Genomic DNA, 15,045 nt, shown 5'->3' with positions numbered 1-15,045 from the left:
GGGAGCTCCGCTTCGCTTCACTCCCCTTAAAGAGATACGGCCCGCGTTGCGGGCCGAGGTGATCCGCGTTGCGGATCCCCAGCGGGGCGTTGCCCCGCTAGACCGGACTTCGCTTCGCTCCATCCGATCGCACCTGGGAGAGGGGCGTTACTCTCTGTCTCATGTCTGATACTCAGCCTCAAGTCAGGCTCCGCTTCAAAGATTTCGTCACCGATCCGGATGACCCAGACGTCATGCGCCGGGCTGTGACAGTGGTGGCAGATGTCCTGACCGTTGAGGACGGGGAGATCGTGTTGTGGCTCGATCGATGGGGTGGCGGTGTATCAGCATCCCCTCGAGCTCTTGGCGGCTGTTGAGCTGACGCGCGGTCAACCTGCTGCGCCTGTGCCTTCTCCCCCGAAGCCGGCCTACTCTGTCGAGGAGATCCGGAAGCACCATCACAAGGCCTACCAGCGCTGGACAGAGGAGGATGACCAGCTGCTGCTGGACTTGCACGATGACGGTCAAAGCCTCGAGGAGCTCGCTACTGCCCTGGGCCGTCAAACGGGCGGCATCCGTTCTCGACTGACGAAGCTCGGTGTCGATGTGGACGAGCCGCCCGAGGTTCATGACGCTGCTGCTGTCGGCCCGGCACCTACGTAGCCGGTGCCGCTAGCGTGCTTCCTTAGAAAAAAGGCTAGCCATGCCGGTTTTTGTGCTACTCCCCCTTCGACTCGGACAGGTTGGAGGGGGTCGCCGCGGTGGTCCAGTCGGTTCCGAATTGGCTCTCCATCAGTCCAGCCTGAGCCGCAGCGAGTTCGCCCGCACGGTGCTTGGTGCGGGTCTTGGCGAGCCAGGGTCCGATCATGACGCGTTCGCCGTCCATCGTGATCCAGTCTCGGGCGCCGGGGAAGCGTCCCTCACGCCGCACGAAGAGGCCGACGATGGCCACGTTCTGCGCGAAGCTGCGTCGCTGCCGGCGGTCCGCGCTGAGGAGCGACAGCGTCTGGGGAGTGAGGTGGATCTTCGTGAGGAGTTCGCGCTGGCCAGCAGTCAGTTTCTCCCATTGCACGAGTTGACGCTGTAGCCAGTTTCCAGCCTTGACTGATCCGATGACGGTGTCTTGGCTGATCGCTGCCGAGTCGTTTCCGGTCTGGATGTAGGCGCGGAGCACGTGGTACTTGCGCGTCCAGTCGGGGCTGTGTGGCAGTTGCCAGTCGGGGTCTAGGGCAGCAAGTTCGCGCTGGCGCAGCTGGTCGAGTTCGCCGCGGCTGGCGAGGGAGCGCTGGTCTGCGAGGAAGGCTCCCCCAGGCTCCGTCTTGGGGATGGCGAGGTGGCCGTGCTGCCGGTGGTAGGAGCTGATGGTGGCGAGGTTGGTTCGCCAGGCCGCGTCTTTGGCGTTCCAGGCGATGCCGAGGGCTTCGAGTTCGGCGACCCATTCGGGGTCGTTGGCAAGTTGGCCGCGGCGGTAGGCGTCCCGTTGTTGTTCGACGAAGCTGCCGGTCGTGAAGCCGTAGGCGTCCACGTAGTCGACCGGAACGTCGGCGTGGCCGTAGGTGTCGTGGAAGCGCTGGAGTGCGGCGAGGCCTCGGCGGCGGGTTCGTGTCTGGGGGCCGCGTGGGTCGAAGGCGATCAGGTCCATGGCGCGGGCAACGGCTTCTGGGTTGATGTCGAAGTCGAAGTGCCAGCGTGAGGCGATCACCTGGCTGGTCTCGGTGGACAGGCGGTGGGCGCGATTGGGCAGGCGGTCGAGGATGCGGTGGTCGTGGCTGCGCAGGGCGAAGGCGATTGCCCAGACCGGTTCGTAGGCGGTGCCGAGCAGGTCGGTGGGGTCTGCGTCGGGGGCGACGTAGGCGGGGATGATGAGGCTGGAGATCTTGGGGCTGTCGGCGGGCTTGCGTAGGGCGCGGCCGAGGGCCTGGATGCAGCGGACGACGCTGCGGGTGGTGTCGGCGAAGACGATGCCGTCGATGCTGCGGATGTCGATGCCTTCGGCCAGGAGCTTGGCGTTGGTGAGGATTGCGCATTCGGCTTGGGCGAAGTCGGCCAGGATCTGCTGGCGTTCCTCGGGGGTGTGGTCGCCGTGGATGGCGCTGACTTGGGGGGTGCGGGTGGGGCGGAGCTCGGGTGGGAGGCGGCGCAGGGTGTGGGGGTATTCGCGGGCGAAGCGGGTGGCGGCGTCGACTTCGTTGAAGTAGACGAGGACGTGGTCGAGTTGGTGGTCGTTGATGGCTTTCGTGACGGCTAGGTGGAGGGCCGTGGTGCGGCGGCCGTCTGTGGTCGTGTCGTGGGTGTTGAGCTGGGTGCGTAGCTGGGTGTCGGTGATGGTGGGGACGAGGATCTGGTAGTCGGCCAGGACGCCGTCAGTGATGGCTTCGGCGAGGGGGTAGTCGTGGATGCGGGGGCCGAAGACGGCGGGGTCGTCCATGGAGTAGGAGGAGCCGATGTGGAGTGTCTGGGGGCCCAGGTGGCGGGCGCGTCCTAGGCGTGGGCGGGGGCTGTCGGGGCTTTCGGTGAGGTCGGGGCTGTCCCAGATGCGGGGTGTGGCGGTCAGGTAGAGGCGGCGGTCCGCGCGAATGCGTTTCGCGTCGTGCGCGATCGCCCAGGTCTTGTCGGCGCGGCCGGAGACGCGGTGGGCCTCGTCCATGATCGCGAGGTCGAACGGGGGGACGTCGATGCCCTGGTGCTGGGTTTCCTCGATCTTTTCGAGGGAGGCGTAGGTGGTGAAGACGGTCAGCCGGGGAAGGACGGCGAGGGCGCGGGCGAGGCCTTTCGGGTCGCTGGTGCCGCCGACGTTCGCGGCACGCAGACCCTCGTGGGCGTCGGCGTCCATGGAGGACAGGGCGACCATGGGTTCGGTTCGGTGGTCGGTCCGCCATGCGAGTGCGGTCTGGGCGAGCAGGTCGAGGGTCGGGAAGACGTTGAGGATGCGGTCGGCGCCGAGGTTCTCGGCGATGCGGATCGCGGTGAGGGTCTTGCCGGTGCCACAGGCCGAGGTGATCAGGGCGCGGCTGTGGCGTGGGCGCAGTTGGCGGGTGCCTGCGTGGATCGCTGCCTGTTGGTTGGGGCGCGGGGTCAATCGCGCGGGCGCAGGAGAGGCAGCGGGGTTGGTCATTGCTCCACCTAGCGATCGGAAGGGTTGCGCTGGGCCAGTGTCTCGCAGCGGCCCAGCACTGCGCGCGTGGTGTCGGTGGTGTTCTGCCAGCGGTGGGTCTGAGGTTCTTCTTGGTCAGGTGGTTGCTGTTTCGCGGAGGGTTGAGCCGTTCTCCTTCTTGATGACGCGGAGTTGGGCGGGGATGCGGTCGCGGAGGTCGGCGACGTGGCTGATGACACCGACGGTCCTTGCGCCGGCGCGCAGTTGGTCGAGGACGTCGAGGACGTTCTGCAGGGCGTTCTCGTCGAGGGTGCCGAAGCCTTCGTCGATGAACAGGGTGTCCAGGGTGCGGCCGCCTGCTTCTTGGGTGACGACCTCTGCCAGGGCGAGGGCCAGGGCGAGGGAGACGATGAACGTCTCTCCGCCGGAGAGGGTCGAGGTTTCGCGGTCGGCTCCGGTCCAGTTGTCCATGACGCGCAGGCCGAGGCCGAGCTTGGTGCGGCCGCCGCGCTGGCCGGTGTCTCGTGAGGTGGTGTGAAGGAGGGTATAGCGCGGGAGCATGGTCTTGAGGCGGTTGTTGGCTTCGTCGGCGATCTGTTCGAGTCGGGCGGCGAGGACGTATGCCTCCAGCTCCATGTCTCGTGTGTTGGCGGCGCTGGTGGCGGAGGCGATGCCGGCGAGGCGGTCGGCGAGGAGGTAGGCCTCGTGTCGAGGGTGGAGTTTGGCCAGTGCCTGTTCGATCTTGGCGGTGAGGTCTTCTAGCTGGGTTGCGCAGTCCTTTGCCTGGCCCAGTGCCGCTGCGGTGGCCTTGAGTTGGGTTTCCGCAGCGTTGACGGCTGCCTCGGCGGCCGTCAGGTCGGCTGGGGGCTGCGCGTGGGCGTCGGCGAGGATCGGTGTCTTGAGGGTGCGGGTGACCGCGGCGTTCTCGCGGTCCCATTGCTTGAGTTCTTCTTCCCAGGCGGCGAGGTCTGCGGTTGGTTGGAGGGCTGCTGCTGCCTCTTCGATGGAGGAGAAATCTGCCTTCGTTGCCGCGCTGGTGGCGGTGTGTTCGGCCTTGTGGTGGCGTTCGGCGGCGGTAGCCGCCTCCCGCGTGGCGTTGATGGCGGCGGCGATGTGGTCCGCAGCCTGGGTGAGCTGGGCGATCTTGTCGTCGAGCGAGGGGGCCGTGCCCTTGGCGGTTTCGAGGGTGCGGGTGATGCGTCCGTGTTCCTGGGAGAGGGTGGCCAGGCGGCCCTGGCATTCGATGACCTGTTCGTGGGCCTTCGCGTGCGTCGTGCTGCGCCGCGTCTGCTCGGTCTGCAGGGCTTCGAGCGTCTGCTGGAGCGGGACGAGCTTGTCCTCCTGAGCTCGTGCGTGCTGGTACGCGGCCTCGGCCTGGTCGAGATCTGCTTCGATCTGCTCCGGCGTGGCTGATCCGGCTTCGCCTTCTGCCTTGGCGTGTGCGGTGTTGAGTTGGTTGCATCGGAGGTCGGCCGTCACAGCGGCGGCGTCGGCCTGGTCGAACTGGATGCGTGCGTTGTCCTCGTCGGCGCGGTCAGGCTGACCCGGCTGCTTTGCGGCGGGGGCCGGGTGGACGGGTGAGCCGCAGACCGTGCACGGGACGCCGTCGCGCAGATCCGCGGCCAGTTCGCCCGCCATGCCGTCGAGGCGCTGCTCGCGCAGGTCGAGCCAGTGGGTCCTGGCCAGCTGTGCGGCTTCTTTTAGCTGGGTCGCGGTGTGCTCGGCGTCAGCCAGTTGGGTTTGGAGGCGGTCGCGCTCTTGGGCCTTGTCCCGTTTCTGCTTGGCTGCGGATACGGCTTCGCTCAGGTGGGGCAGGTCCGCGGCGGCTTTGAGGAGATCTGCGATCTGGTCGGTGTGCTCGCGTTCGAGGGGCGGCCACTGGTCGAGCCACTGCTGGGCGTCGTCGCGCTCTTGCCGGGCTTCCTCTTCCTTGCCGGTCAGCTCGGTGATGAGTTCGGCGAGCTCCACCTGCTGGACTTCCTGTGGCAGCAGAGCGTTGAGGTGTCCGATGTCGGTGTGGTGTTCCGCGAGGGCGGCTTCGAGTCGCGGGAGTTCGGCGTCGGCCAGTTCTGCGGCCAGGAACGTGCGGGCCTTGTCCTGGTCGCGTTGGGCTTGTTCGAGTCGCTGCCGGGTGGCTTCGAGGTCGTCCAGGAGTGGGGAGAGCTGCCCGGCTCGGCGTCCCTGGTGCAGCCGGAGGGTGAGCTGTGGGTGGTTGGTGGCCTGCTCGTCGAGGGTGTGCTTCTCGTCGAGTGCCGCGCGGTACTGGCTCTGACGTCCCGCCAGCTCTTGGGCCTGCTGCAGTTCGTCCTTGCGGTGGCGGTGTTCGTGGCCGGCGTGCTCGTCAGCGGCGTTCGCGCGGTTTCGGACGGACGCGGCCTGCGCTAGCAGGGCTTGGGCCCAGGCCAGGGTGTCGTGCGTGTTGTGCGGCTCTGCACGCGCTGGAAGCAGTGCCTCGGCGGCTTGGGGGTCGCTGGGGGCCGTGATCGGGCGCGCGGACTGTTCGATCCGGTCGCCCAGACGCTCGACGACTTGGACGGATTCGTCCAAGGATGCCTTGGCGGTCCGGCTCTGGTTGGTCAGCCAGGTCTGTAGGGACTGGAAGCGCTCTGTGCCGAAGAGCTTGCTGAGCAGGACGCGGCGGTCTTTGTCGGAGGAGTGCAGGAACTCCGCGAAGGCGCCTTGGGGCAGCAGGACGACCTGGCAGAACTGCGTCTTGTTCAGGCCGAGGACGGTGTCGATCTCGTTCGCGACGTCCTGGTGGCCGGCACAGACCGAATGCCAGGCTGCTCCGCTGTCAGTGCCGGAGCTGGTCCGGTACTCGGCGAGCTGCACGCTCGCCGGGGCTGTGGCGATCTTGTCCCGGGCGCGGGTACTGGGGTAGGTCTGCTGGGGACGCCTGGTGATCTTCAGGCGGCGGCCGGCGACGGTGAAGTCGAGGACGACCTCGGTGCGCAGGTCTGCGGGGGCGTGGTCGCTGCGCAGCTTCAGGGTGGGGCGCAGGCCAGGAACGCCGCCGTACAGGGCGAAGCAGACCGCGTCGAGGATGCTGGTCTTGCCGGCTCCGGTGTCGCCGTGGAGCAGGAACAGACCGGAGTCGGTGAGGGCGTCGAAGTCGACGTGCTCGGTGCCGGCGTAAGGGCCGAACGCGGTCATGGTCAGGTGGTGGACGCGCATCAGTGGGCGGCCTCTCGCTGGGCTGCGGTGGTGCGGACGGCTTCGATGCCTTCGTGGAGGAGTGCTTCCTCGGCGGGGGTGGCCGGGACGTGGGTGACGTGGGTGACGAAGTCGACGGTGACTTCGTGGTCGCTGCGGTCTCGGACACGAGCCTGGTAGGAGGTGGCGCCCTCGTCCGCGCTGCCGTCAGGGGCGAAGCTGATGTCGAGGGTGTGGGGGAAGCGTCGGCGCAGACGGTCCATCGCCATCAGCGGCCGGCCGGGGTCCGTGAGGGTGACGTGCAGCCAGGAGCCCTCATAGGCGCTGAAGGCGGCATCGGTGAGCAGGTCTTCGAGGCGGCCGGTCAGTTCGTGCAGGGGGCGCGGAACAGGGCAAAGGATCTTGCGGGCCGTCACGGTGGCGTCGGCGGCGAGGTCGACGAGCCATATGGCCTTGGGGTGTCCGGCTTCGGAGAAGGAGTAGGCCAGCGGGGAGCCGCTGTAGCGGATCCGGTCGCTGACCTGCTGGCAGCGGTGCAAGTGGCCCAGGGCGACGTAGTCCATGCCATCGAACACCGAAGCGGCGACGTGGGCGACGCCGCCTGCGGTGATGTCGCGTTCGCTCTTGCTGGTCTCTGCCTTGCCGGTGGCTGCGCTGATCACGAACGCGTGAGCCACGACGACGGAACGGGTTCCCGCGGGCTGGTCTGCGAGGTCCGCGCGGACTTTGTTCATAGCCACGGTCAGCACGGCCTGGTGGTTGGCCTCGGTCTGCAGTTCGGCGCCGACCTGGTTGGGCTCGAGGTAGGGCAGGCCGTAGAAGGCGACCGGGCCGTGAGAGTCGTGGAGGATGATCGGGCGGGCGAGGTCAGCCATGTCGGTGCGCAGGTGGATGCCGACCCGTTCGATCAGGTCCGCGGTCACGCCCAGGCGGCGGGGCGAGTCGTGGTTCCCACTGATCATGATCAGGGGTATCTGAAGGTCCGCCAGTTGGGTGAGGACCTGCCGGAACAGACTGACGGCGTCCAACGGAGGGATGGCACGGTCGTAGACGTCGCCGGCGACGACCACGACGTCCACCTGTTCGGAACGGACAACCTCGACAAGGTGGTCCAAGAAGGCGCGTTGGGCCTCGATCAGGGAGACCTGGTGCAGTGACCTGCCCAGGTGCCAGTCCGAGGTGTGCAGGATCCTCATGCATCGCGACCGTAACGGCAGTCAGCCGGGCTCCAGGAGCAGATCCACAAATCCGTGGATTTTTTGTGAAGATCTTTGCCATCGGTCCGTGATCAGATGGGCAAGTCCCTTCCAGCGCACCACTGTTCAAACAACTCGCAGGCAACGACCCTACGGCCCACGAGCTCGCCGTTTGTGCGCGCGAACCGTGTCCTCGGCGCGCACAAAGCGGCAGCCGGGCTACCCAGGCCAGTCCCAGGCAGCTCACCGGGATTGTCAGTGCCCAGGGGCACAATGCCCCAGGTATCCAAGGAACCGCCCCAAGCAACAAGGCTGATACCCCGCGCGGAGCCCTGATCTGCTCTGCATGGCCAAGGCCTCCAACCGGAGGGCTCAGCCGGTCGACTGACCCTCCATCCGCCACTCCGAACCCTTGCTGGGCAGGCCGCAGTCCAACGTCACGGCGCTCACCGCCACGCCTGTCGCACGCGCGGCGTCCGCCTCAGCATTCTGATGGGCAGTCACCTCGTGCAGGGAGTGCTTGGTTTTGGGGCAGCCCCGTGAGCGTCCGGTCCACCGGTCGCAGTGGAAGTAGGCTGTCAAGAACACCCCTGCGGTCCGGGGAGTCTGCAGGTACTCGGCGACCAGTTGGTCGGCCAGTGCAGTCTTGAGCTCGTCGTTCCAGCATCCCTTGCATTCGATGACGACCTTGATCGGTTCGTCTGCGCTCCCGGAACGGGCTTGGGCCTCGATCTGGATGTCGGTCCGCAGGCCGGGCAACCCGGGGCGGCGCACCTGAACCTCTCGGTTAATAATGACGCGGTCGCCTCCGATGTCGTGCTGGAGGAAGGACGCCACGATATCGCTGAAGTCCTCTTCCCAGCAGGGCCACCAGTCGCTTTGGCTGACCTTGTCCTTGTCACGGTTCCACAGGGCGATCACCAGCCCGTTCGGGCCGTGAAGTGTCCGGCGGAAGCGGTCGAGGGCTTCCTCAACTACTGCCAGCAGGTGGTGCTGGTCGCTGATCCGACGCAGTCGGGCCGATTCAGCCAGTCGGAACAGCTCGTGCGGAGGGACAGCGGCGGCTTGTGCCGCGGCGGCGGCTCTCGCCGCCGTGCGAGCCGCGCCGGCCAGGTACCAGGCTTCGGGGTAGGCCTGAGACAGCTGGAGGAGACCGTTCGCAGCCTCGTGTGTCGCCCTGGTGATGAGGACCTGCGGGATGGCCCGGACGATGTCGGCGAGTTTCTCGTTGCGGCTCAGGAAGCCGGAGTGCGCAGGCGCGGTCAGAACAGTGCGGCCCAGGTCCTCCACGATGAGTCCGTATAGGTCGACAAGGGCCGTCTCGGGCAGGTCGAACAGGGGTTGGCGGTGCAGCGAGAGCGGCTCCTCTGCGAGAGCGGTCAGGAAGCCGGTTCGGGTGGCAGGGACGTCGAGCCGGTTTCGGATCAGGGGCCACAGTCGGAGCGGGGCCGGATTGAGAGCGATAGCGCAGGCGGCGAGCAGCCAGCGCTCGTAGCCGGCCGAATCCTGCTCAAAGGCGGCAGGGTCGGCTTCGATGACGCGGGCGAGGACGGCGGCAGTCGCCGTGCCCTCGGGGTGTGCGGAGGCTGCGAGGGGGCGGATTGCGGCGTGCCAGCCATCCAGGCTGCGCGTCGGCTCCTCTGCCCAGGTGAGGATGGTCGCACGCGCTGCCGCTTGTCCGGCGAAGGATGCCGCCAAGGTCGTGATCGTGTGCTCGTGAGCGGCGTCGAGGGTCTGGGTCAACAACGGAGCGAGACGGTCTCCGGCTCTGGCGCTGCACAAGGCGAGGAGCTTGTTCGCGAGCTCGGGCGTGTCGCCAGTGTACGCCGAGCCCAGAGCAACCGCCCAGCCGGCCCAGCGGTCCTCGTCTGTTTGAAGCGCGGCAAGTTCCACCAGGGCGAAGGCGGTGAATTCGGGAACCTGGGCGTGGGTGGCGCCGTTCGGGGTCAGATCGGCCGCGGTCAGCAGTGGGGCGGTCAGCAGCAGGTGCACTGCTGCCCGCCGAAGCTGGGCGTCCAGGGCTGTGCCTGGCCGGGGGCGTGAGGGGGCGTCGACTGCGAGTCGCAGCAGAGCCTGCCCGTAGGCGCTGGGTGTCCCGCCGGCGGTGCGGTGGAGCTGGAACAAGGCCTGCTGCCATGCCGCGCGCACGGCGTCGGCGGGCGCGCTGGTCACGGCCGTGAGTGCGTTGCGCAGGTCGTCTTCGTTGTAGGTGGCCTCGATGCGCTCTTCGTCGAGGGCTTCCTTACGGGCGGCCGTCTTCGGGGTCGGCTCGGGCGGTGTGTCCCACCACGCTGTCGACTCGCGCAGGCTCTGGTGTGCTGCTCGGGCTCGGTCCGCCTTCTCCTTCTGCTCCGGCTCTGTCGGCGCAGGGAAGCGGACGGTGAGGCGGGCAACGGCGAGCGCAGCGCCGTCGAGGAGGGCCCAGTTCTCCATCCAGTACAGCATGTCGCTGCCGGGGACGAGCGAGTGGCTGACGGCGGCAAGGAGGCTGTTGACTTGGCCTTCGGTGGCGTGGGTGAGCAGGTGAAGTGCCAGCGCCCTGCGCGCGGTGGACGAGTCGTTGAGTGCCTCAGTCAGGCCTTCTTCGTCCGGCGTCCACGTGGTGGTGACCGGATCGGGATAGAGCAAGTCGTCACGGTCGGCGAGCGCGCGAAGCGCCTCGGCGACCGCTGTCGTGGTTTCCCCCGGCTCGGACATGTGCTCTGCCAGTCGGATGGCGCGGGCCAGCACGGCTACCGCAAGCCTCGGACTCCCCTCGGCCTGTGGGTTCCTCAAGACGTCTGACGCCCATGCGACAGCGTCCAGGATCTGGTCCGGGCCCAGGTTCGCCGGGACCTCGCGTCTGAGCACGAACGCTGTGCCGAGGTAAGTGGGGTCGGGTTCGCGGACGCGCGTAAGGAGGTGGTCGAGGGTCAGGTGGTCGGGCCACAGGCGGCGCAGGGCTGCTGCGGCGATCTCCGCGGAGGGGTCCTTGGACAGGTATTCCAGGTCTTTCAGCACAGCCTCGGGTTCGGGGACGACACCGCCGACAGCGGCGACCCGGGTCTCCAGCGGGGCCTGCGCGTCGGTTGCCAGGGCGAGCAGGTCTGCGGCCAGGGTCGGGGCAGGGCAGAAGCGGGCGATCTGGGCGGCCGCGTACTGCCGGTAATGAGGGGTACCCGGTGCAAGGCTGGGGCGCAGTTGGTTGGCGATGCCCGGATGGTCGAGTCGGTGCAGGACCGTGGTGTCGAGTCGGGCGGTGTCGTCGTCCTCGCATCGCTGCAGGACCGCGTCCACGACCCTCGCGCGGTCGGCGTCGGGGCGGCGCTGGAGGTCGGCCAGGGTCAGGACCAGGGGGTCGTCGCGCAGGAGGTCCTCGAAGACAGCGGGGCTGTCGCCGCTGGCCCAGGCGGCGACGTTCCGGTGGGCGGGCTGGATGTGCCGGGCAGGTCCGTCGCCGATCCACAGCAGTTCGCGGACCACCTCGTCGTGCAGCCCGCGCTGTTGCAGGTATCGGGCGGCGAGGAACTCGCGGTAGCTGCTGTGCACGAAGGACCACTGCACCTCCCCGACGGGCGTGAACAGGCCCGACTGGGTGAGCTGCCGCAGCTCCGGCATGCCGAAGGCAACGCTGGTACCGGATTCGTCCGGCTCCTGGCCCGGACCCAGTTGAGACAGGTCTATCGCTCCCGGGGCCGGCTCCGGTGGGCTGTCTGCGAGTGCCTCTAGGCCCGCGAACTGCAGGGCCGCTCCGGCGCGGGCTGCCACGGTCAGCAGCTGCTCGGCGGAGGCCACGGCGTGCTGTCGCTGCGTTCCGGCGGGACGGCGGTGCTCCCTGCACAGGCTCAGGCATGCCTGGCTGTAGGCGTCCTGCAACGTGGCTGGGAGGGCTTCGTGTTCCGCGTAGTTGAGGAGCAGTTGGCGCAGTGTCACCGGGATGGTGGCGAGGGCGACCATCCCTCGTTTTTGCACAAGGCCGACGAAATGCCCGCCGTCGGCTTTGAGCACCTCGAGCGCGGCCTGCTGGACGTCTTCGCGGGTCAGCGGGGTGAGGTAGGCAAGTTGGCAGTCACCGTCAGGCCAGCGCTGCATCAGCTGTTCTGTGAAGTCAGTCGGCCACAGGGATGTGCGGCAGGTGATCCGCAAGCGGAGTGAGGCCCGGTCTCCCTCGTTCAGGGCGTCGATCCGGTCGATGATCATCTGGTCCAGGCCTGGGACGTACTCCAGGCCCTCGTCAAGGGCGTCGAGGAAGACGTACCAAGGGTGCGAACCCCGCGGAGGGCGGAGCGCCTGGTCCAAAGCGGCCGCGGCCAGGGATGTCTCACGGCGTTTGCCCAACTCCACCACGGGTCCGCAGACATGACCCGTTGTCAGGACTGCACTGTGCTCCTGCTTCATGACCACCGACTTGCCCGCGCCTCGCTCGCCGAGGAGAACCAGGCACGGCCGCTCCCGCTCCTGGGCGAGCGGGATGCCCGCAGCTTTGCCGGCGAGGAACGAGGTGCTGGGCCAGCCGTGACGATCTGTTGTTACCTGCAGGTCCCGGGGCAGGATCCGCCGATTCCAGGGAATCTCCCGCCACTCCACTGGCATACCGCCCCTTCACCTGCGTTCCCGCCCAGCCGACGCGTGCATTTTAGTAAGACGAACGGGACGCTCTCATGTGTGTGCCTCGAAGCCCGGGTGGCGGGATGCCGGCCTGGGGTGAGGCCACGTCACCAGTGGTCGGCTAGAAGCGCGGTCAGCGCCTGAATCCGCGCTCCGGGGCCCGGGCCGAGGTGTTGCCGAAGGGCTCGAACCAGGCGTCGGCAGCAAGATCGCTTCCAGGCTCGCCCAGGTGTGCCAAGGCCGGGTCGAACAGCATCAGCACATCGGTGTCCTGGAAAAACTCATCGGAGCAAGCGTCCCAGTCGTAGTCGTTCTCGTGCTCCGGCATGGCGTGGTGCGCGTTGTCCTTGTCCTCGCGAACCTGCTCCAGATAGCCGGGCGCCTCCTCGATAGCCAGGTGCAGGGCCATCTCCTCGGCGGTGCAGGCCGGCTGGGGCCACCTGCCCTGGTCCAGATCGTCGGCGAGGTCGTCGAACGCTCGGGCCATCTGCCGGCGCCACGCCCTGTCCATGGCCCAGGTCGTCCTGGGCAGCCGGGCGAACACCTCCCACTCCCCCACCTCCTCTGGCACGACGGGCTGGTCGCCCAAGTCCTTGACGCTGCCGTGTGCCTCGTCCGATAGCACGGACGGCGGTGTGCAGCAGGTCTGCGGTCCTCGGGGTGAGCTGGAAGTAGCAGGCCTGGCACTCCTCGTCCATCCCGCAGCAATCGCAGGTCTTCAGCGGGAACAGGGATGCCATGTCCGGCAGTTGAGGCTCCGCCATGCCGGGCCCGGATTTCTTTGGTTCCCAGGTCAGAACTGGCCGTGTGTGAAGGAAGCACTCACAGGCGCATCGCTCCATCCAGTGACCTCATCGCCGCGTCCGAACTCCAGCAGGCGGACCACAGCCTGCTCCGCAATGGCATCGGCGCCGGCCAGTTCCGAGTCCTCGGTCAAAGTGATCGCAGCCCCCAGCAGATCGCGCGGATCGTCCTCTCCCAGTTCGGACGCGGGAATCGGTTCCCAGTCGCGCTCCATCGCGGCCCGAACGAACGCGTCCTGGTCGGTGACGTGTTATTCGCGCAGCAACGCGATTCGCACCACCTTGCCCGGGAGCTGGGCAAGGCGCGCCGGCAACGGGCTCGGGTTGCCCGGATGGGGAGGCACGTCGCGCGGGGCGAGCTCGTCCGGCTCTTCGGCGGGTGCGACGGTCCCCGGGGTGGGTCTAAGGCTTGTCCCGTAACCGCTGAGCCAATCGCCCGACCGAGGCTCTGAGAGTTGACGACCACGGTTGGATATCCGCGCGGCCCCGGCCGAAGGGTGTGGCAGCCTGCATGGATGCCAGAGCTCAGAAAACACGCGGGCCGTCACTACGCCGTCCGGTTCCGCTACGCCTTGCCCGACAATGCCTGGGCCGTGGAGCTGAGCGAAGCCGTGCCTGCGCCGGACGCATGGGCTCACATGCTCGTCGTGGCTGCGGATGTGGACGGTCGGCTCCAGGTTCGGGTCCTCATCGGGGACGAAGGCCACCAAGAAGTCCGTCCCGGGCAGGTGGGTCTCCGCGTTGGGGACGTCGGCCCCTACCAGATCATGCGCTGGTTCATGGAGCAGGTCACCGGCCAGGTCGAACGCTGCCGCATCGCCTACGCCAAGGATGATCTCGAAGCAGTGGAATGATCTCCGCGTGGCTGGTGTGATCACGGCGTCGGAGCCGTCCTGGATAGCCCCGTTCACCGGGCTGAGCCCGCACGACTTCCGCAAACTGATCACGGTGCTGCACCGCGAGGGTGCCCAAGCCGTGCGACCCGGCCGACCGTGGAGCCTGCCACTGGAGGACCGTGTCCTGCTCGTTGCGGCCTACTGGCGTACGAACCTGACGCTGAGGCAGCTCGCGCCCCTGTTCGGCGTGTCCAGATCGGCGGCTCACCGGATCATCGACCACATCGGTCCGCTGCTCGCGTTCACGCAGGGGCAGCGGTTCCGCAAGGGAACGGTGCTCATCGTGGATGGAACCCTGGTCCCCACCCGCGACCACACCGTCGCCGAGCAGTCGAAGAACTACCGCTATTCCACCAATCACCAGGTTGTCATCGACGCCGACACCCGTCTGGTTGTCGCCATCGGCCGTCCCCCTCCGGGCAACCGCAACGACTGCAAGGCGTGGGCCGAGTCCGGCGCGAAGGCCGCCGTCAGGAGGACCACCACGATCGCCGACGGCGGCTACCCAGGCACCGGGCTGGTCATTCCGCACCGCCGCCCCGCAGGCGGCGAACTGTGTGACTGGAAGCGCGAGCACAACCGGTCCCACAAGCAGGTTCGGGCCCGCATCGAGCGCGTCTTCGCGCGAATGAAGACGTGGAAGATCCTTCGCGACTGTCGGCTCAAGGGCGACGGCGTGCACCACGCCATGCGCGGCATCGCGCGCCTGCACAACCTCGTCCAAGCCGCATAGCAAGTTACCCCGGATCGGAGGGCCAGCCTCACACCTCGGAGATCGTTACGGGACAACGCTTAGTGAGAGCAAAGCGCGGAGGAACGATAGCAGCAAGGGGCGGCTGGCTCGCGGGATAGCCGATTCGGCGCTCACAACCCAGAGCGCCGCACACACTGCGATGGTCAGCGTCGACTTCCTGCATCCCAGGAGAAACCCACAGCTACCTGGTCAAACCTGGACCCCAGGAGACTTTTCTATACTCACCCCCGAGTGGCAGTAATTACAAATGCCGCACAGAAGCCCACAAAGCCAACAGTTCCAGCAACAAGAAGAAACCCACCCATAGCCCAAAGGAGAAACCTTGTCGACGGCCGCTCTCGCAAAAATTCCTCATAGGTAACCCCTGGATGCATTGCCGCCGTCCTCCATCCCCGAAAATCAAAAAGGGCAACGAGTCCGAGGATAAATGAACCTAGCGGGAGCGCGACAAAAGGGGCCATTTCAAGCAATCTCATAATTTTCCCTACGTCTCGATTACTTACTTAGCCGCCCGCGCGAAGGGGCGCCGGAGCATCCCGGCGCCCCTCGACAGACTAGTCAGTGGTCCAGCAGTCGATACTAT

At 67.3% G+C, this 15,045-nt stretch carries 9 protein-coding genes; 3 read left to right on the top strand and 6 right to left on the bottom strand.

The genetic code is table 11. The features are described from left to right. Positions 1-312 precede the first annotated feature (312 nt). The gene (locus I2501_RS38465) at positions 313-642 is read left to right on the top strand and encodes a hypothetical protein (protein ID WP_196198730.1); all 330 of its coding nucleotides are present in this window, start codon (positions 313-315) and stop codon (positions 640-642) included. A 55-nt stretch (positions 643-697) separates the two neighbouring features. Here the strand turns inward: I2501_RS38465 and I2501_RS38460 are convergent, their stop codons facing one another. The 6 genes from I2501_RS38460 to I2501_RS38435 all read right to left on the bottom strand — a co-directional run bounded on the left by I2501_RS38460 (position 698) and on the right by I2501_RS38435 (position 13,027). Next, positions 698-3,094 (bottom strand): DEAD/DEAH box helicase, encoded by a 2,397-nt coding sequence (locus I2501_RS38460; protein ID WP_196198729.1) that lies wholly within the window; start codon positions 3,092-3,094, stop codon positions 698-700. Positions 3,095-3,208: 114 nt separating this feature from the next. Continuing rightward, the gene (locus tag I2501_RS38455) at positions 3,209-6,247 is read right to left on the bottom strand and encodes an AAA family ATPase (protein WP_196198728.1); all 3,039 of its coding nucleotides are present in this window, start codon (positions 6,245-6,247) and stop codon (positions 3,209-3,211) included. Beyond that, the gene (locus tag I2501_RS38450; protein WP_196198727.1) at positions 6,247-7,422 is read right to left on the bottom strand and encodes an exonuclease SbcCD subunit D; all 1,176 of its coding nucleotides are present in this window, start codon (positions 7,420-7,422) and stop codon (positions 6,247-6,249) included. The genes I2501_RS38455 and I2501_RS38450 overlap by 1 nt, the downstream gene beginning before the upstream one ends. A 372-nt stretch (positions 7,423-7,794) precedes the next feature. Continuing rightward, a complete protein-coding gene (locus I2501_RS38445) occupies positions 7,795-11,601 on the bottom strand; it encodes a hypothetical protein (RefSeq protein ID WP_196198726.1) in 3,807 nt (1,268 codons plus the stop codon). A gap of 541 nt (positions 11,602-12,142) precedes the next feature. Then, entirely contained in the window at positions 12,143-12,598 is a 456-nt protein-coding gene (locus I2501_RS38440; RefSeq protein WP_196198725.1) for a hypothetical protein, read from the bottom strand. Between the two features lie 204 nt (positions 12,599-12,802). Continuing rightward, a complete protein-coding gene (locus I2501_RS38435) occupies positions 12,803-13,027 on the bottom strand; it encodes a hypothetical protein (protein ID WP_196198724.1) in 225 nt (74 codons plus the stop codon). Between the two features lie 300 nt (positions 13,028-13,327). On the opposite strand from I2501_RS38435, the gene I2501_RS38430 reads away from it, so the two are divergent. Both I2501_RS38430 and I2501_RS38425 read left to right on the top strand, forming a co-directional pair. After that, entirely contained in the window at positions 13,328-13,666 is a 339-nt protein-coding gene (locus tag I2501_RS38430; RefSeq protein WP_196198723.1) for a hypothetical protein, read from the top strand. Between the two features lie 7 nt (positions 13,667-13,673). Then, positions 13,674-14,441, top strand: coding sequence for a transposase (locus I2501_RS38425; RefSeq protein ID WP_196198732.1), 768 nt, complete (start codon positions 13,674-13,676; stop codon positions 14,439-14,441). The last annotated feature ends 604 nt before the right edge of the window (positions 14,442-15,045 follow it).

The sequence above is a fragment of the Streptacidiphilus fuscans genome, assembly GCF_015690355.1.
Classification (GTDB): Bacteria; Actinomycetota; Actinomycetes; order Streptomycetales; family Streptomycetaceae; genus Streptacidiphilus; species Streptacidiphilus fuscans.
Note: the sequence above shows the minus strand (reverse complement) of the source record. Positions and strands in the feature narration are given on the sequence as shown.